This is a genomic window from Virgibacillus halotolerans, assembly GCF_016908515.1.
In the GTDB taxonomy this organism is placed as follows: domain Bacteria; phylum Bacillota; class Bacilli; order Bacillales; family Amphibacillaceae; genus Virgibacillus_M; species Virgibacillus_M halotolerans.
Map to the genome: position 1 here is coordinate 222531 of NZ_JAFBEA010000001.1, position 18073 is coordinate 240603.

Annotated in this window: 18 protein-coding genes; 17 read left to right on the plus strand and 1 reads right to left on the minus strand. The window is 34.3% G+C overall.

Features of this window, described 5'->3' with window-relative positions; translation table 11 throughout:
- Nucleotides 1-53: 53 nt before the first annotated feature.
- Complete coding sequence (locus tag JOC34_RS01115; protein WP_205134867.1) at nucleotides 54-1433, minus strand: zinc ribbon domain-containing protein; 1380 nt, start codon at nucleotides 1431-1433, stop codon at nucleotides 54-56.
- A gap of 771 nt (nucleotides 1434-2204) precedes the next feature.
- Here JOC34_RS01115 and JOC34_RS01120 point away from each other — a divergent pair.
- The 17 genes from JOC34_RS01120 to JOC34_RS01200 all read left to right on the plus strand — a co-directional run bounded on the left by JOC34_RS01120 (nucleotide 2205) and on the right by JOC34_RS01200 (nucleotide 17960).
- Nucleotides 2205-3317, plus strand: coding sequence for an AAA family ATPase (locus tag JOC34_RS01120; RefSeq protein ID WP_205134868.1), 1113 nt, complete (start codon nucleotides 2205-2207; stop codon nucleotides 3315-3317).
- Nucleotides 3318-3411: 94 nt separating this feature from the next.
- On the plus strand, nucleotides 3412-4593 hold the full coding sequence (locus JOC34_RS01125; RefSeq protein ID WP_205135898.1) for a TadA family conjugal transfer-associated ATPase: 1182 nt from the start codon (nucleotides 3412-3414) through the stop codon (nucleotides 4591-4593).
- Between the two features lie 40 nt (nucleotides 4594-4633).
- A complete protein-coding gene (locus tag JOC34_RS01130; protein ID WP_205134869.1) occupies nucleotides 4634-5563 on the plus strand; it encodes a type II secretion system F family protein in 930 nt (309 codons plus the stop codon).
- A gap of 31 nt (nucleotides 5564-5594) precedes the next feature.
- Entirely contained in the window at nucleotides 5595-6461 is an 867-nt protein-coding gene (locus JOC34_RS01135; protein WP_205134870.1) for a type II secretion system F family protein, read from the plus strand.
- 19 nt (nucleotides 6462-6480) lie between these two features.
- Complete coding sequence (locus JOC34_RS01140; RefSeq protein ID WP_205134871.1) at nucleotides 6481-6645, plus strand: Flp1 family type IVb pilin; 165 nt, start codon at nucleotides 6481-6483, stop codon at nucleotides 6643-6645.
- 59 nt (nucleotides 6646-6704) lie between these two features.
- Nucleotides 6705-7346 (plus strand): TadE/TadG family type IV pilus assembly protein, encoded by a 642-nt coding sequence (locus tag JOC34_RS01145; protein ID WP_205134872.1) that lies wholly within the window; start codon nucleotides 6705-6707, stop codon nucleotides 7344-7346.
- A gap of 30 nt (nucleotides 7347-7376) precedes the next feature.
- Nucleotides 7377-8033 (plus strand): DUF4352 domain-containing protein, encoded by a 657-nt coding sequence (locus JOC34_RS01150; protein ID WP_205134873.1) that lies wholly within the window; start codon nucleotides 7377-7379, stop codon nucleotides 8031-8033.
- A gap of 81 nt (nucleotides 8034-8114) precedes the next feature.
- Nucleotides 8115-10397 carry a hypothetical protein gene (locus JOC34_RS01155; protein ID WP_205134874.1) on the plus strand — a complete coding sequence of 761 codons (2283 nt, stop codon included), beginning with the start codon at nucleotides 8115-8117 and terminating at the stop codon, nucleotides 10395-10397.
- Nucleotides 10398-10414: 17 nt separating this feature from the next.
- Nucleotides 10415-10999: a DUF4352 domain-containing protein gene (locus tag JOC34_RS01160; protein WP_205134875.1), complete on the plus strand. Its 585-nt coding sequence runs from the start codon at nucleotides 10415-10417 to the stop codon at nucleotides 10997-10999.
- Nucleotides 11000-11122: 123 nt separating this feature from the next.
- Complete coding sequence (locus JOC34_RS01165; RefSeq protein WP_205134876.1) at nucleotides 11123-11713, plus strand: TadE/TadG family type IV pilus assembly protein; 591 nt, start codon at nucleotides 11123-11125, stop codon at nucleotides 11711-11713.
- Between the two features lie 26 nt (nucleotides 11714-11739).
- The gene (locus tag JOC34_RS01170) at nucleotides 11740-12258 is read left to right on the plus strand and encodes an A24 family peptidase (RefSeq protein WP_205134877.1); all 519 of its coding nucleotides are present in this window, start codon (nucleotides 11740-11742) and stop codon (nucleotides 12256-12258) included.
- 12 nt (nucleotides 12259-12270) lie between these two features.
- The gene (locus JOC34_RS01175; RefSeq protein WP_205134878.1) at nucleotides 12271-13740 is read left to right on the plus strand and encodes a DUF6382 domain-containing protein; all 1470 of its coding nucleotides are present in this window, start codon (nucleotides 12271-12273) and stop codon (nucleotides 13738-13740) included.
- Between the two features lie 2 nt (nucleotides 13741-13742).
- Nucleotides 13743-14579 carry a PP2C family protein-serine/threonine phosphatase gene (locus JOC34_RS01180; protein ID WP_205134879.1) on the plus strand — a complete coding sequence of 279 codons (837 nt, stop codon included), beginning with the start codon at nucleotides 13743-13745 and terminating at the stop codon, nucleotides 14577-14579.
- Nucleotides 14580-14597: 18 nt separating this feature from the next.
- Entirely contained in the window at nucleotides 14598-15398 is an 801-nt protein-coding gene (locus JOC34_RS01185; RefSeq protein ID WP_205134880.1) for a serine/threonine-protein kinase, read from the plus strand.
- 16 nt (nucleotides 15399-15414) lie between these two features.
- Nucleotides 15415-16902, plus strand: a complete 1488-nt coding sequence (locus tag JOC34_RS01190) for a type VII secretion protein EssB/YukC (RefSeq protein ID WP_205134881.1) — start codon at nucleotides 15415-15417, stop codon at nucleotides 16900-16902.
- A 209-nt stretch (nucleotides 16903-17111) separates the two neighbouring features.
- On the plus strand, nucleotides 17112-17687 hold the full coding sequence (locus JOC34_RS01195; protein ID WP_205134882.1) for a DUF4352 domain-containing protein: 576 nt from the start codon (nucleotides 17112-17114) through the stop codon (nucleotides 17685-17687).
- 84 nt (nucleotides 17688-17771) lie between these two features.
- Nucleotides 17772-17960 (plus strand): hypothetical protein, encoded by a 189-nt coding sequence (locus tag JOC34_RS01200; RefSeq protein WP_205134883.1) that lies wholly within the window; start codon nucleotides 17772-17774, stop codon nucleotides 17958-17960.
- Nucleotides 17961-18073 lie beyond the last annotated feature (113 nt).

The following is an 18073-nucleotide window of genomic DNA, read 5'->3' on the forward strand; positions in this document are numbered from 1 at the left end:
TTAACTTACACAGTTTATTTGACAAGCCCAAGCAGGGGCTATGCCCGCTGCTTTTATTTTTTCTCTTCCTTCTTTTTGTCTTTAGCATATTCAAATACTTTTTCCTCATTACTCGTGATTATAAAATAGTCATCTTCCATTTCATCTATCTTCCATTCCTTCTCGTCCTCATCGTAGAGAACAATTACATTACTGGCACTCGTATATTCTTTTTTATCCTCGTCTCTGGATTGCCATCCAAAAAAGCCTTTACCAGATGGCACATGCGTGGTGTAAAGTGCTTTAAATGTTATTGTGTATCCATCTAGATTTTCGTTATAATCTGGGTGTTTTTCATCCATTCTATAGGTAGCACGTACAAGGTTACTTTTATAATTAGGGCGTTTCTTTTTTATTTCCTTGATTTCTTTTTTGAAATTTTTCTTCATATTATCTGTAACACCATCCTTGATAAGGGAAGTGTCGTTTTTGGTTAATGCTTCGTTATATTGATTTACGGTATCATTTATTTGCTCCATCAATGCTACCTCATCTTCCTCGGATAATACGTTTATAGAATTAAAATTGATATAGTTTTCATCAACTGTCTCCTTATCACTTTTTACCTCTCCCCAGGGGTATTCCTTTCTAATATCTAATTCTACAGACCCGTCAAATGGAAATGTGCCAATGGATTGTTTACCGCCATCAACTTTAATATCTGTCTTTTTATCATTAACGTAAAGATTAAACTCATCATATCTAGATTTAATTTCAATTTCTTCTAATGGCAATTCAAATGAATGTGAGACTGTTTGCTGTTCGTTGTTAAAGAGTTCAATCTCTTCTTCATCAGCCACGCTAGCATATGTATTATCAAAAGCTGCTTTGACCTTGTATGCACCTGGCATAAAAGGACCGAATGATGATTCCTCGTACGCTTTGGAAGTAGTTGCTACTTTATCATCATTGATTAGCAAGTCAACATCTGGATTTTTTGTATTTACTTGGATCATCGCAGGTACTACTTCAAAATGAAAATCATCAAATAGGAGCCATCTCTTCCCCGCCTGAGAGAGATTAATTGTTCCAAAGAGGTCATCGGAAGATCCGCTATCTTTAGAGGATTGCAGTGACTCGACCTGTTCATTGAGTCTATTTTTAATTTGCTTCAATGCGTCGGGATGATCATTTAGGTAACCGATCAATGTAGCTGTATTATCTTCCGTGATTTCAAAAGAATCTTTATATGGATGTAATAAATCCTTTAGTTCCTTCGTATCCTTGTTAGTTACAGCGTCTTCAAAAGCAGTTATTTTTTTGGCAGGCGTAAACTTTGCCTTGCCGACAACATAAAAAACAGTGCCAGCTACAATAATGATTATGACAATCGTAGTTATTAAGAGAATTAATTTAGTTTGTGGTTTTCTTTCCCTTCTCTCCTCGTCTGTCATCGTTTTTCTTCTCCTCCTTCATCAAATTTTTTGAAATTTAAAACGCACTTTCCATCGTACCATAAAGATTTGAATTAGTAATGCAACTAAAGACTGTTTATAAATATTCTTTATGGGTATTTATAGTTAAGCACATTATTTTATCTCACTTTCATTACAAAATTAAAGCAAAACAAAGTGAAGAATAGTATAACGATGATAATGCTTTCTGGTTACAATAGCTTCAAAAAATATTACAGTAAAATTTAATTTTCGAAAAATAAACGGGATAAAACACAGACTTTATGCCTAATAACATATGTGCTAAAAGACCTACTTAATACCTTTATTTTCCAAATAAATATTTCACACTTATTTTCATTTTATCGTGAAAGTAAGCTGTTATCAAAAAGTAAGTATGATTAATTCGCTATTTTCAGGTGTTATCTTGGGCGAAAAGCAAAGACTTACACTTCCATATACAAATTAAGAGGGAAAGTAAATTGCCAGATAATAACACGTTATTGCGTGAATCTGTAGTCATAGGTACATTTAACTGTTTTCGCGATTTTCCCTTATCTTTATGATGGAAATATAGTAAGATAAATCACAGGTTTATTACAAGAAAAAATATTTATAATAGTATCTTAAACTTATTTATTTTTGTTTTGTCATTAGATAAGAAAAAGTATTCTTATTTTATATAAACATATCGATCTGACATTCATTAATAGTTACGATTTGAAAGTTGTTTAGCCAAAAAGATAAACTAACTTGGAAAAGGTGATTGCTATGAACAAAGTTAAACTTACTTTATTAACGAGGGACAATGATTACGCCGCATATTTTTCCAATTATATGATTAATCCGGATAATAGTGAAAAATTCTCAGCTAAAATTTATACGGATATCGAAGTATTTCGGAAAAACACTCGGAATCAAAAACAGCATGTATTAATCACTGATTTTAAATTGAAACCGGATGATGTAATAACATTTGAAAAGGTTGTTCAATTATCAGAAATACCGCTTGCTGAAGATGATAAAGAAAAGGCTATATTTAAATTTCAACCTTTAACTCAATTTTTATCACAAATTTTATCCATTTATTACGAGACAAATGAAAAGTTATCCACTGTTTTTGATAAAAACAAGAAAGAAAATGTAATTAGTTTTTACAGCGGTAGTGGTGCTGCTGGAAAAACGATACTGTCCCTTTGCTTGGCTAAATATTTAGCGCAACAAGGAAAGAAGGTATTTTATCTTAATTTTGAACAGTTACATACGACCAATCTTTATTTTAAAGAGGAGAAGGAGTCTTCAACCGAAGTGTTTTATTATTTAAAAAATAATAACGAGCGACTCCTGTCGAAAATTGAATCTTTGAAATCGAAAGACGCATTTACGAATATAGATTACTTTTCTTTGCCTGCTGAACCGGAGGAAATGCAGACATTAACATCAGAACAAGTAAATGGATTGATCACTTCTTTAAGAGATACACAAAATTATGACTTTATACTGATTGATCTGGAGAGTAGTCTACATAAGCGAAATAGCGCAGCAATGGAAACAAGTGATGAAGTATTTTGGATATTGAATTCAGATGAAGCTAGTTTTTCCCGTTCGCAAAACATTCTAGATAATAACCTGCTAGGAAGTAATATTGACCGATCCAAAATACATTTTATGCTAAACAAAGTGGGTCAAAACATGTTCGAAGGAGCCGATAATTATAATTTCAGCATCGAAGATCGGATAGCATTTAAACAAAACTGGTTGGAAATGAGTGAAGGGACAAAGTTACTTGAAGACAATGAACTTGGGAAAATGCTTGCCAAGCATTTAAAATCGGGCATCGAGGCAGAAGCGGAGGTGGCTTCTTTTGGCTACGAAAGCAGATAATAAAAGAAAACAAGAAAAAGTAAAAGAAGTCCCGCAAACAGAAGATGAGATTACGAAATTTCTAATTGAGAAATTGCGAGATACGTTAGATTTTATGCACTCCACAACCAATGAGGAATTAATGGATTATGTGGAAGAAACGGTAATTGAATTTGCAAGGGAACACAAACTGACTTCTGCGATGATCAAAAAGATTGTTGATAGAATGTACCATGCCTTTCGGGGATTGGGTGTCCTACAGCCAATCCTGGACGATCCATCTGTAACAGAGATTATGATTAATAGCTATGATCAAATTTTTATAGAACAGGACGGGGAAGTTTTTAATACGGATGTGAAGTTTGAAAGCGAACAAAAACTAGAAGATACCATTCAGGCGATTGTATCGAAGGTGAATCGGGTTGTAAACGAATCTAGTCCGATTGTGGATGCACGGTTAGAAGATGGTTCGCGGGTCAATGTTGTATTGCCACCCATTGCTTTGAAAGGACCAGCGATGACAATTCGTAAATTCCCGGAAAAGCCATTAATGATCGAAGATTTGATTGGATTTGGTGCACTGGATGAGCATGTTGCTGAAACCTTAAGACACCTGGTAGAGGCCCAATATAATATATTTATCGGTGGTGGAACAGGTTCTGGTAAGACAACCTTTCTAAATGTCTTATCAAATTTTATACCAAAAGAGGAACGGTTAATTTCGATAGAGGACTCTGCTGAATTACAAATCTTTAAAACACCTAACCTTGTCAGCTTAGAAACGAGAAATGCGAACACGGAAGGTAAAGGAGAAATATCAATTAAGGATTTAATTAAAGCTTCACTCCGTATGAGACCAAATAGAATCATCGTTGGAGAGGTCAGGGGTGCGGAAGCTTTGGATATGTTACAGGCAATGAATACGGGACATGATGGTTCGCTTTCAACTGGGCACGCCAACACTGTTTATGATATGTTAAGCCGTCTTGAAACAATGGTGCTTAGTGGGGCAGAACTGCCAATTGATGTCATAAGAAAACAAATAAGTTCAGCAATAGACATAATGATACATTTATCCAGACTAAGGGACCACTCCCGTAGAGTTGTGGAAATAACAGAAGTATTGGACGTAGAAGATGGAGAAATTCAACTTAATCCTTTATACATTTTTGAGGAAGAAGGAGAAGATGATCAAGGAAAAATAATAGGGAGTTTAAAAAAGACACATAATGTCTTGCAAGCCAAAAGTAAGCTTAAATTGGCTGGTAAATATGATGTGATTGAACAATTTTCATGAATGGTCGGTACAAACGGTATCAGAAAGGAGGCGACAAAAGATGGAAATAGACCAAATAATAGGTATCATTTTAATTATATTAATTATAGGGTTTATGATTTTTAGAAGGGTGAAGAAAGCCAGAGCTGCAAGCAAAGAGATAAAGGATCATCAAATGAAAGAAGAGGAACGTCGCTCTCAATATATTAAAGCAATTAAAAGAAGAACCATTGGCGGTGAAACGCTAATAGATTACGGCACTTACCATCTATCATTAAAAGAACGTGTGAAATATTCCATCTTAGCAGGGGCAGTCATTTTTGGAGTTGGATACCTTTTTTATAATAATTTAATTCTATCACTGATTGGAGCATGCTTCGGCATGTTCTATCCGAAGTTTAAACGCAAAGATTTAAAGATAAAGCGTCAGGATGAGCTCTCGTTGCAATTTAAAGAAGCTATTTCTTCCTTAGCGTCATCCTTAGCTGCCGGCCAATCGATAGAAAATGCATTTCGAGATGCACTTAAAGACTTAAAATTGCTATATCCAGATGAAGATACATATATTGTCAAAGAATTTAATTTAATTAACAGGCGAGTGGAAAATGGAGAGATTATAGAACGGGCAATTGATGATTTAGCGAAGAGATCAGATGTAGAAGATATAAAGAACTTTTCCAATGTTTTTATTACATGTAAACGCACCGGTGGTGATCTAGTAGAGGTTATTAAACGAACTGCAGATATCATTACAGATAAAATAGAAATTCAACAGGATATCAAAGTATTGGTTTCCCAGAAAAAGTTCGAATCGAAAATAATGGCTGTTGCGCCATTAGGTATTATATTCTTTTTAAAAACGTCATCACCAGAATTTGTTGAGCCGCTTTACCAATTTGGTACTCCTGGTCCATTAGTAATGACCGTAGCACTTGTTTGCATACTTGTGAGTATGTTGATTAGCCAAAAAATAATGAATATAGAGGTATAATTAGACAACTTTAATGAAGGGGGTGATAAAAATGATTTTAAAAGTAATACTTGTTGTTTCAATTCTAGTTATTTTATTTTCTATACTAAAAAATAAAAAAGTATATGAACAGTTTATAAAAAAGTATAAAGAGGATATTACTTTACCCATCATGGCACCTTTTGCATTTTCACTCATTGATAAATTGAATTTATATAAACGTATGCCTAAAGTAATTAGTTCCATTCATCAAAAAATGATTATACTAAAGGGGAGTAAATTGTCAGGAGATCACACAAAGGTTTATTTAGCGAAAATTATTACATTTAACACCTTATTTGCTTTTTTTACCTGTGCTATTGTAATCATCGATAACCAACCATATAAAAATTTATTAGTGGGTTTATTCTTGATTGTTATTGTAAGTTTCTTTTTAGTAAAAGATCTAGATACAAAAGTGAAAAAAAGAAAAGATTCCATCATTATAGAGTTACCTGAATTTGTAAATAAAGTCATCTTACTAGTCAATGCTGGGGAAACAGCGCAAGGCGCCATTAAAAAGTGTGTAGAACAGAAACAAAAAGATATATATGATTCTCCTTTGTACTATGAATTGAATGAGTCCGTAAATAAATTGTCTGCAAATTCATCATTTCCAAATGTTATGAAGGATTTAAACTATCGTTGCGGTATTCAGGAAGTGTCGATTTTCACAACAACTATTATGATGAATTATCGCAAAGGTGGGGCATTATTAGTAGAATCATTGAAGGAATTATCCGTATCATTATGGGACAAACGAAAAACTGTAACCAGAATAAAAGGGGAGGAAGCGTCTTCCAAATTAGTGTTTCCGATAATATTTATCTTTGGAGCAGTTCTTCTTATTGTTATATATCCTGCGATAGCAGTATTTTAAAAAAAGGGAGAGATTTTAAATGAACGCAATTAAAATTTTTTGGAATGATGAAGAAGGACTAGAAACAGTGGAGATGTTACTTATTTTATCTGTACTTATTGTCGTCGCATTTTTGTTTAAAGACAGACTTAAATCATGGGTTGAACAACTCTTCGACAAGGTAGAAGATGAGTTAGAATTGTAGAAAGAAGCTAACGATAGGTTGAATTACTTATGTAAAAGGAAAACGGGAAGGAGGATATGATGAAATCCTTCATAAAGGATAACCGAGGTAGTTTCACATTTGAAGCTACACTCGTGTTACCTGCAGTTTTTTTATTCACGTTAATGGGCGTGTTTCTCTGTATTATCATATTCCAAATGGGGACAGCACATTATGTCGCTGAAAAAGCGGCGTCTCAAGTTGCTTATTCGTGGAACAACTCTAATAAAGATTTGGAAACAGGAGAATTTGATAAGCAATTTTATCCAGGACTGGAAGATGACGGGGCCGACGGCTTATATTGGCGTCTTTTTGATAATGATATCCTGCAAATATTTGGATTGGGTGGACTCTTTTCATCAGATGATGGTCCATTAAATAAAAAAATAACAAAAGCTGGAGTTAAATATAATAGCCCATTGAAGGTAGAAATTGATTATAAAAATAACCTAATATACAGCGAGGTACAAGTAAAAGCAACTTCTAATTTATTTCTACCGCCATATCTAAAAAAAATAATGGGGCTTAATAGTGATGAATTAACAGCAACATCTAGTCGGGTTGTTACGGATTCACCAGAGCTTATTAGAACATTTAACTTTTCTAAATATGTCTGGGAAGCCAGTGGGCTTGGGGATGCGGCTTCTGACCTTGTAGATTCTGTAAAAGAATTTATGGAGTAAAACAAAACTACTAAAAAGGAATGTAAATTAATGAATCGATTGATGAAACTTGTATGTCTACTTTTGGTAAGTATAATTTTTATTACTGGTTGTTCTGATAAGAAGGGTGATGAGTCAAAGAGCAATAACCAAGAGACTAATAATGTGCAGGAAGATGAAAGTGAAAACTTAGGCGGGGAGCAAAAAGAAGACGCTGAAGAGGGAGACAATGAACAAGAAAATGATATACCTACAGGCCATCAAGATGGACTAACGATGGAGGAAAGTGGCTATGTCGAGGATGCGGATGATCAATATAAAGTTACGATAAACTCAATTGACAAAGACGGTGATATTGGTATTGATCCATCGATATCCAATTCTGATGCATATGCAGTTGCTAATTTAACTGTGGAAAATATTGATGACCATAGCTTTAATGCAAAAAGTATTTTCTCCCCCTCTTTTAGTGGCTCAACGGAGGTTTATTCGACAACCATTAACGACGTACTATTCGATATAGATGAAATCAATGTGGACCTGTTAGAGGGTGAGATAGATCCGGGAGAATCAGTGACAGGAGACGTAGTATTTGGAATGGATAAAAATGAAAGTAAAGACGGCAAATATTATTTCGAGATCGGTACGAAACAAGATCAAATTATCCAAGCTGCAAGATGGGAACTAGAAGAAAGTGATTTGGATTAAGGTATCTGCCTTGGTTCTCAGGGATTTAATATAAGCGAAATCATGTCAATGAGATATATTTTCCGGTTTGGAGGTGAGACGGTGAAAAACATAATAAAAAAATTTTTATTTAAGGAAAAAGGATCAGTATCTATTTATGCGATACTGATCATACTTCCCATATTTTTACTTAACGCTTTATTCATTGATACGATGCGAATTATTTCAGCTGAGCGGCAGATTGAGAATGCTATTGATACCTCACTTCGATCTACGATGGCAGATTATAATGAAAAATTAGCTGCTGTAGGGTTATTTAGTTACAGTGGTGATCAATCCAAAGCAAATGGCGATTTTCAAAAATATTTAGATGAACAATTTTATGATGCTGGTGATTTGGATGGAGCCTTAAACTTATCAAATCCTGGTATAGATACTGCGACTGCAACGTTTGAGACAGATCGTAACTTAGTTGATTACGATGTAATGCGCCACCAAATACTAGAAAGCATGAAATATCAGGCACCTGCACAAATAGGAGAGCAACTATTTGAATTGGTGAATTCGGGGCTAGGAGACTTTTCTGAAGACGATGGAAAAAAGGTTGAAAATTTAGCGGAGTCATACGAAGAGTTATTTGATCTTGCTGAAAAGCGTAATAAAAAGATTGATAAAGCGAAAAAAGAAATAGAGAAATATTTGGATATGTTGGGTGAAGAAGGTGAACTATCAGGAATAGTTGGTCCAGAAAGTAAAGACGCTTTTGATGAAAAGATACCAAAAGATGTACGTTGGATGGAAGGGTTAATTTTCTATAATGATCGTTATCATGAGTTGAAAGAGAAATTGGAGGAAGAGGATGACGATGACGATGAAGAAACTGAAGACGAAGGTGATGATGACGAAGATAAGGAAGACGATGAGGAAGATATAGAAGAGGAAATTGAAAACTATGAGAATGCGCTTAAAGGTCTGAAAAGTAATCATCTAGATTTATTTGACAAGTTTAAAAGCATAAAAGGTACAATAAATAAAGAGATTTTTGGTTTTGTTGTCCCTGGTTCTCCGGATAATTATGGTCCAGCGTCTGCAAAAGACTATAATGATAAAATTGAAGAAATCATGGAAGAAATCAACTTTGATGATTTTGAACTTGATGATAAAGATAAAGAAGAAATAGAGAAAATGAAAAATATGGTTATGCGCGATGAATTTTTCAACGATATTTATACTAATATTGAAGAATTGGATAAGCAGTTTGACACCAAGGGAGGGATGTCAGAGGAAGAAGCCCTCTCAGGTAGTTACGCTTCATATACAGTTTATGATCTAGTAGATGGTTTTCACAAGGTCATTGAAGAACATGTGGATGATGCAACAAATATAAAAAATGAATTAAAAAGCAGAAATAGTACCTACAATACAGATTACGCTGATCCAATTAGAGATCATTTAAGTGTCTATGAAGATTCAAAGGCTTTGATAGCAGAAAGGGAGGAACTAGAAGAAGAAGAAGATAAAGCGGATGAAGGTATTGGGGAATTGTGGGAGTTCCTTACTAAAGGCGTCGACAATATGGGGAAAGATCAAGACACATATAATAGACTAGAAGAAATTGTATCCAATTATGACGCTGTAGTGGATAATGGTGACGTGGATGAAGAAGAACCAAGCAGAATCCAATTTATTAAGGATGCCTTTGAACAATTTAGTCAGTTCACAAAGTTTGTTTCTGATTTCCCAGAATCTGTTCGTAATGAACTATATATAAATGAATATATTATGGCTAATTATGGTACAAGTGAGCCGTATGAATTAACAAGAACGGATGCAGCTTCATTTATGTACGATACCAAGCAGGCACAATTTATTACTTATGGTCATTATACCGCCGGTGCGAACTACCTAGCATTTGTTAAGGATATTGCATTAGTATTATTTGTATTTAAAATGATTGATCTTATATTGTTTGAAGGAGGATTTGCAGGTCCTCTTGGTATATTGCGAGCAGTTGTAAGGGCTGCTGGTGATACGTTAATCGGGCTTAAATCATTGACCACAGGTGATTATGAGTATAAATGGAAACCACTAAAAATCTCGGGAAGAATTGATATGTCAATGCCGTTATTCTTGCGTATTTTCATGATTATGAAATCATTTCAAGGTGAAGATTACAACAATGAAAAAATACGACGTCTACAAGGTGCAATTACATTAGACACAGATGTGGAATTAGATAAAAACCCATCTTATATAGAAGGAACAGTAAAAGGAGATATTGACTTACTCTTTATTCCAGCATTAACGAAGATTCTACCCAATAATACTGGAAAATTATCAGGCAAAACCTATACCATAAAAAAATCTAAGGTATATTCGTATTAATCAGGGAGGAATATAAAATGAAAAAACTATTAATTATTTTACTGGCGGGTGTTTTTATTGCTGGGTGCAGTAACGATGACACTTCCAACGAATCAGATACAGACAATGATCAAGTAACAGATGGTAATGGTACTGAAGATGAAAGTACAGACAATGATGACAGTGAGAGGAGGAAAGATGTATATCAAATTGGAGAAACTGCGAAAACAACCAGTAGTTCTTATGGATTTCCTTACGAGATAACAGTAAATGATTTTGAGGTAACGACTGATGAAGTAGATGGGTATTCAATGGATGATTTTGACTCCTTTGATGACGATGTATTTGTGGTCGTTAATGTCACACTAAAAAACACGGGAGATAAGCCTTTTATACCGAACGATAAGATTTCTGCTCAACTCATTGGAGAGTTAATAAGTGAGACATCTTATGATGAATTCTTTACTGAAAGAGAGGAAGAACTTGAACCGGGTGAAGAAATTACAGGTAATGTTGTTTATTTGACTGATTCACTTTATGAAAATGATGTCGTTTATTTCACTTACGAAGCGGAAGCTACAAAGGAAGAAGTAAAATTTGAACTACCTGTTCCAGAAAAATAAAATATTGAGCTATACCTAAGGGCACATGTTGCTCTTAGGATGGGAAGTTAATAAAATAGCTTCTCACCCTAAGCGTAACAGCAAGCCTAATACCTATAAACGCTGTTTACTTATAGAAAGTAGGTGATTTTAATTAAGCTAAAAAAAGAGGATGGTAGTATTACAGTAGAAGCGGCTTTAATTATTCCTATATTATTAATGTTTTTCTTATTTTTAACAGCGTTAGTAAAAATATCTATTGCTGAAATGGCATTAAAAGAAGCTGTTAGTGAAACAGCTCAAACGGTTGCACATTATTCTTTTTTATCACTTGTTATTGAAGGAGCAATCATGGATGGCACAGAAGGATTTATAGATGATATAGCGGAGGATCAAAAGAAAAACCTAGGCAATAATGAAATTGCTGATTATTTTTTAGATAAAGCGAGTGAAGGCATTAAAAATGCCATTCCCACAACAGGGGAGCTCATTAATAACCATGTTTCAGAGTCCGCTTATAAAAAAGCTGTAATAGAAAAATATAAAAACAAAGTCGGTAATTCAACATTTTTTAGTCCGGACACGATTAGCATTATTGATTCTAATTTTCCAAATACAAATGATATCGATGTAAAGATCGAAGTACAAAATGAACTTCATCTTGTAATGCCCTTCTTCGAAAAGAAAATAAAGATAAAGAAAAAGGCTGTTGAACGTGCATGGGCCGGTAGTTAATAGTTCATTTGAGAGGAGGGTAGAAAATGGCTGGGCATTTTATTATTTTAATATTATTTTTAATCGTAGCTTTCTATTACGATGTTAAAGAACAACGGATACCAAATTGGCTGAATGTGAGTGGGGTATTGGTAGGAATTATCTATCACCTTTTTGTAAATCAATTGGATGGATTTATTCAATCTGTACTAGGAACACTGATTGGTGGTGGCATTTTATTATTATTATATATTTTCAAAGCAATCGGAGCAGGTGATGTAAAGTTATTTGCCGCTATTGGTGCAATTTGCGGCGTATTATTTACGTTATATGCAATTATGTATTCAATAATATTTGCAGGTATCATAGGTCTCATTATTTTATTATTCACGAAAACATTTCTTGTAAATATGACGATGGCAATATTACATATTCTGGAATCTATTCGAGATAGGACTTTAACACCACTAGACGAATTTAAGAATAAAGTATCGAATCGATTTCCATTTATTTATGCAGTTATACCGGGTGTAATGGTATCATTTTATTATATATATATGGCTTAAGGAGGAAAAACAATGTCGGAAAAAATATATCAATATGAAGTTGATTATGTGCAGTCAAATGGATCATATATGAAACTAAGTAAGACAAGTGAGCGTGGTTTTAAATTAGAGGATTTTCAAGAATTGCAATTAAAAATGATCCAATCAAATCGGCTACCCCGATTGGTTCCAATGAGTTTTGAGGATGTAAATGGAGAAATATCTATTTATTATCGCATTGAAGGACTTCGTATGCTGCGTGCAATTGCCAAGGAACGTCCAATGTCCATGCAGGAATTCTATGCATTATTTATTAATATTGTTCAAGCACTTCAGGATGCAACAAACAACTTATTAAGCGATGATCATTATCTACTAAATGAAGATTTTATTTACATAGGTAGGGGCTACCATGAGGTTTATTTAACATACTTACCAATTAAAGACATGAATGATACGACACCATTATATGAAAAGCTAAAAAAACTGTTGCTGAATATGGCCGGAGAAGTGCAAGGTATTAATGGTGCACAATTTAAAATGATTTTAAGCTATATTAAAGATCCAGGCTTTAGTCTGCAAGGGCTCAAGGAATTGTTACAGCAATTACAAGTTACCAAAGCTGAAAATGTAGACGAGAATGAAGGAAATATGGAGTCAGATCAGAAAACGAAACAAATTACGAAAATAAAAAAGGTGAAAAAATTCCCCCCTTTAGCGTCCAAGTATAAGATCTATACCATTTTAATCGGTGTTTTATTAATTGCAGTAAGTTGGAAGCTGTCAGAAGGATCATCATCGAAATTAATGTTAGGTGTTTCAACCGGGTTAACACTTGTTATTATTGCTGGAGTTATTACTTATCTATTTATATGGAGACCGGGTGTGGAACCGATCATCACTGAAAAAGAAGTGAAAGTGAACCAAAAAGCGAATAAACAAGTAAAACCGTTGAAGAATAAAACTGCTGTAACTGTTCCAGATCAACGGGAAAATATTTCAACGAAGGCATTCAGCCAAAATATAAATAGGGTTCATGATGAGCAGCTTAATCTACAGGAAGTGGAAACGGCATCTGCATTACATACTGATGAACGGAAGATAACAAATGAACCTGTAAAAGTACAGGCTTCTCCTGGATTGCGGGATCAAACCATGCTGTTGGATGAAGAGGAATTGTTAGGTAGTGGTCCAACGCAACAAGTAGATAATTACCTTATTGTAGACCGCAATGGAAAAGAAGAGGAAATTAAACTGGATGAAGACAACTTTATTATTGGCCGTGCTGATAAAGGGACAAGTTTTGTAGAAGCTGGGACTGGAATTTCCCGTCTTCATATAGAGTTGGTTAAATTATCCGATATGTATGGCATAAAAGATTTAGGATCTAAAAATGGTACATTTATCAACGATGAGAAAATCATTCCTTATAAAATTCATGAACTAAAGCACGATGATAAGATTCAAATCGGTAAAACAATTTATACGTACAGGGTGTCTTAAACATGAAAATAAAGAAATCTCTCCACGTAGGAGAAGTGAGTACAATCGGTCCAGATAAACAATTCAACGAAGATTATATGGAATGTAGCTCTAGTACGATAGAGACACCGGACGATGTACATATACTAATTATGGCAGATGGCATGGGTGGACATACTTTTGGGGATGTTGCCAGCTTTTATGCTGTGAATTTTATGATGAAATGGTGGAGAGGCAAGGTCCGTATGCACGAAACTTTATCTGCATTCTTTAAAGACTGTCAAAACAATGTGGAGGATGCCTTTCAAAAAATAAATGAAAGACTGATTAAGGTTGGTAAACTGGAAGAAAGTAATATTGGAACAACAATGAGTGTCTTGATGGTTGTGGGAGATCAGTATTTAATTTGTCATGTCGGTGATTCAAGAATTTACCGTTTTAATGATTCAAGAGGCAATGAAAGTAAACCAATGGATGAAACCATTGATTTAAATAAAAATAAAACCTTTGTTCAATTAACTAAGGACGACTCCTGGGCTACGATGCAAGTTGAAAATGGCCTGATGACAATGGAGGAAGCAGTGTCTCACAGTAAAGCACACTTACTTACCCAATGTGTTGGAATAAAGGGATCTGTTGCACCATTTACTGCATCAGGAAAACTAACAGAAAATGACCACTTTTTACTTTGCACAGATGGTCTTTATTCTCTTTTTACAGACGGTGTACTGGAAGAACAATGGAAATATAAAATGGCGCATCAAGCCAGTTTGCAGGATATTGCTGATCATTTCTATGCATTGGCAAAAACCGCGAACCACTATGATGATGTTTCCATATTAATTGCTAATTTCAGTTGAAAAAGGTGAGGGATCGAAATGTTAAAGGAACAAGAAAAATATGATAATTATACGATCCTTAACCATTTGTGTGAAGGGGGTACGTCACATATCTATGAGGTAGTAGATAGGAGAAATCAGACAGCTATTCTGAAGATCGTTAAACAGCCTACCACCACTTTTAAAAGTCAGCTTGACAATGAATCACAGCTATTGGCGAAAATAAATCATCCCAATATCCCGAAACTTTACGATAAATTGATCATTGAAGAACAATATAAGGCAATTGTTATTGAAAAAGTAGAGGGAATGAACATTGCTGACGTCATAGAAAAGGAAAAAAAGTATTTTACAACGCATGAAATAGTACATATCGCAAAGCAAATCGCCAGTCTGATTCAAGTACTGCATTCCAGCGTTCCTAAAATAGTGATGCGTGATTTAAAACCATCTAATCTATTAATCACAAAAGATCAAACGATTCATTTAATAGATTTTGGAACTGCTACCTTTCTAAAGGAATTTCGACCTGTTCAGGCGATGGGGACCATTGGATTTGCTGCACCTGAGCAATTTGAAAATGGCGTACTTGATCTCCGTTCTGATTTGTTTTCTTTTGGAGCAACATTATTTTATATTGCCACAAAAGGACAGAACATCTATACCGTAAATCATAAAAAGATATTAAAGGATTTTGTACCACGTTCTTTGTATAACATCATTATGAAATTGACGGAAACAGATATTGAAAAGCGCTTTGGATCGATTGAAGAGGTTACTCATGCTCTTAATAGAATTAATTGGAGTTGGAAAGATCGTTTCTTAAACTTGATAGGTTAAACAAGGGGGAGAAAAAATGTCACAACAGGATAAAGAGCAATACGGAACTTTACAGGAAATAGATGATGAGATCATCTATGAAATACCTAAAGCAGAAACAAATTTAGTGGAAACAGAGCAATTAGAAGAATTGAAACGAAGTGATCGTTCCTTTTTTGATTGTCAGCAATATAACGTAGGTGAAACGTTGATTCGTATTTATTATAAACGTGATAAACCATATCGAAAAATAAGTAAATTTTATAATGCCGATAAAGCATTAAAGCAAACAATAGCAACGAATCTTCTATCTGTTGAACAGTTGATTGGGACACAATATACAACATTGATTCATCCAGACAATATCTATGTCAACAACGATGGAGATGTGAAATTCGCCCACCGGGGGATTCGCTCTGTATTACCACCGGAAGAAATGAATGCTGTACAGCTAATACATGAAGTTAAAGATATTATATTATATTTATTTACATCCCATGAATATAGGGAAATTAAGGATTCAGAACATGTAGACTCGTCAGAACCTATGGTTAAAAACATTCAAGCCGCTACATCTATCGAACAGATTAGAAAGAGTCTTCAACTCGTTGAAACGTCTATGAATACGAAATCAAAACCACCAGTGCAAAAACCGAAAAATCCAGTAAATGAACAGGAAATACTAAGCAAAGAAGAAAAAATGAAACAACCGAAAAAACAAGTAGAACGGAAGCAACCAAAACCAGGAAAACAACAGAAACAAGTTGAGCCTAAAAAAGAAGCACCAAAAAAGAAAACAACCTTATTAACGGGTTTGTTAATTGGACTTATCATTGGAATGCTTGCGCTCTATGCAGTTAAGGTGATGCCGCTTACGAAGGAAACCACTGCAGCAGAACAGGAAAATAATAAACAGCAGGAAATATTAACAGATGAAAATAAAACACTGCAATCCGATCTGGATAACAATGAAACAATTATCAATGCATATCATTCAGCGCTTGTTGGTGATGTAGAAGAAGCAATCAATTTATTTGAGAAAGCTGACGAGCTTGATGAGAATGCGCACCTAGCTTTAATTGAACAATATATTGAATTAAATACGGTGGAGAGTTACATAAAGCTGGCAGAAATGAGCGATGCATACAAAATCAATGCTGTTGATGGCCTCGTTGGATTAGATAGCAAAGAAGCAAATGATGCAATCCTGGATATCGAATCAAATGAACCGGAAGTCAAAATCGAACAGGCCTGGATTAACAAGGAACATGAGGATGTTATTGAACAGTATAAATCCAATGCTGATAACAAGCGGGCAAAGCTTCTAGCAGCAAAAAGTTATATTGAACTAGAAAATACGAAAGAATCAATGAAGCTTGGAAAAGAATTGAAAAACAAAGACATTCAAATTGCCAGCCTGGAAAAAGATATTGAATTGGTTAAAGCCGATAAAAAAATGAAAAAAGATAAGAAAAAGGACAAAACGAAGAAACTCGAGAAAGAAATTAAAAAGCTTAAAAAATAATAGTTAATATAAAATTATGCTGTATTATCATTGTGCATTGATGATACAGCATTTTGCATAAACTTAAAAAAACAGTTGAAAACAAAACATGAAACGAAAGATACAAGTTGTCTTTAAGTTGCCAAGTGATCAAGTGACTTTTCAATTTAACAACAGTAAGTAAAGAACTTTCATTTATCTATTTTTTAATAGCGGAGAGGAGATTATAAATGAAAAAACTATTCATTATTTTATTGGCAGGTGTATTTATTGCTGGGTGCAATAATGATGAAGATAATAAAACTAGTGCATCAGATAGTAAAACAGATCAAACAGAAGAAGCAGAGAGTGAGGGAGATAAAAACACTGAAAAGAAAGATGTCTATCAAATAGGCGAGACAGCTGTTATAACGAGTGATATGTATGACTTTGATTATGAAGTTACTGTAAACGATTTTGAATTGACTGAGGAAGTTGAAGGTGTAAAAATAAATGAATTTCTTTCCGGAGCAGATGATACTGATAGATTTGCAGCTATTGACGTTACAATAAAGAACATTAGTGATGAAGCATATATTCCAAATGAAATGTTTTCCGCTAATTTTTCTAAAATAGATGAAGAGGCAGGGCACATTTCAGAGGATGAATTTTTCACGGAGAGAGATGAAGAACTTGCTCCTGGTGAAGAGATAACTGGTCCAATTGTATTTTTAGCCGGGATTGATGAAGCAGATACTTTTCTTATGAAATACGAAGTCACGACGGATGAAGAAACACATTTTGAATTACCAAATCCAGAAATGTAAAATAGGGCTAAAAATATTATCATGGGAACTAAGTAGAATACTTTCCTCCCATGATAAATCATATTACTGAAGGAGTTCTATAAAATGAAAAAGCTATTTCTTTGTATGTTACCACTCTTTATTCTCATAGGTGGATGTGGAAGTGATTCAGAGTCAAAAGGAAAAATAATAGGATTGGACGAACTGGATCAAGAAAAGGCAAGGGAAGCAATATTAGATGGTGTAATTGAATTGACATCGAAGGCAATAACTATAGCAAGTCCGACATTGTAGATACAGAAATATGTGAAGCATTCAATATTAATGACAACGATGGATTCACCGGAAACTTTATAAGTTTTTGGAAGACAAATGATAGTGACGGGCAACATCATTTTGTTATAAAT

Bases quoted from the DNA above. Each gene is read 5' to 3' on its own strand.
- JOC34_RS01115 (WP_205134867.1), bottom strand. From the start codon at position 1,433: ATGACAGACGAGGAGAGAAGGGAAAGAAAACCACAAACTAAATTAATT.
- JOC34_RS01120 (WP_205134868.1), top strand. From the start codon at position 2,205: ATGAACAAAGTTAAACTTACTTTATTAACGAGGGACAATGATTACGCC.
- JOC34_RS01125 (WP_205135898.1), top strand. From the start codon at position 3,412: ATGCACTCCACAACCAATGAGGAATTAATGGATTATGTGGAAGAAACG.
- JOC34_RS01130 (WP_205134869.1), top strand. From the start codon at position 4,634: ATGGAAATAGACCAAATAATAGGTATCATTTTAATTATATTAATTATA.
- JOC34_RS01135 (WP_205134870.1), top strand. From the start codon at position 5,595: ATGATTTTAAAAGTAATACTTGTTGTTTCAATTCTAGTTATTTTATTT.
- JOC34_RS01140 (WP_205134871.1), top strand. From the start codon at position 6,481: ATGAACGCAATTAAAATTTTTTGGAATGATGAAGAAGGACTAGAAACA.
- JOC34_RS01145 (WP_205134872.1), top strand. From the start codon at position 6,705: ATGAAATCCTTCATAAAGGATAACCGAGGTAGTTTCACATTTGAAGCT.
- JOC34_RS01150 (WP_205134873.1), top strand. From the start codon at position 7,377: ATGAATCGATTGATGAAACTTGTATGTCTACTTTTGGTAAGTATAATT.
- JOC34_RS01160 (WP_205134875.1), top strand. From the start codon at position 10,415: ATGAAAAAACTATTAATTATTTTACTGGCGGGTGTTTTTATTGCTGGG.
- JOC34_RS01170 (WP_205134877.1), top strand. From the start codon at position 11,740: ATGGCTGGGCATTTTATTATTTTAATATTATTTTTAATCGTAGCTTTC.
- JOC34_RS01175 (WP_205134878.1), top strand. From the start codon at position 12,271: ATGTCGGAAAAAATATATCAATATGAAGTTGATTATGTGCAGTCAAAT.
- JOC34_RS01180 (WP_205134879.1), top strand. From the start codon at position 13,743: ATGAAAATAAAGAAATCTCTCCACGTAGGAGAAGTGAGTACAATCGGT.
- JOC34_RS01185 (WP_205134880.1), top strand. From the start codon at position 14,598: ATGTTAAAGGAACAAGAAAAATATGATAATTATACGATCCTTAACCAT.
- JOC34_RS01190 (WP_205134881.1), top strand. From the start codon at position 15,415: ATGTCACAACAGGATAAAGAGCAATACGGAACTTTACAGGAAATAGAT.
- JOC34_RS01195 (WP_205134882.1), top strand. From the start codon at position 17,112: ATGAAAAAACTATTCATTATTTTATTGGCAGGTGTATTTATTGCTGGG.
- JOC34_RS01200 (WP_205134883.1), top strand. From the start codon at position 17,772: ATGAAAAAGCTATTTCTTTGTATGTTACCACTCTTTATTCTCATAGGT.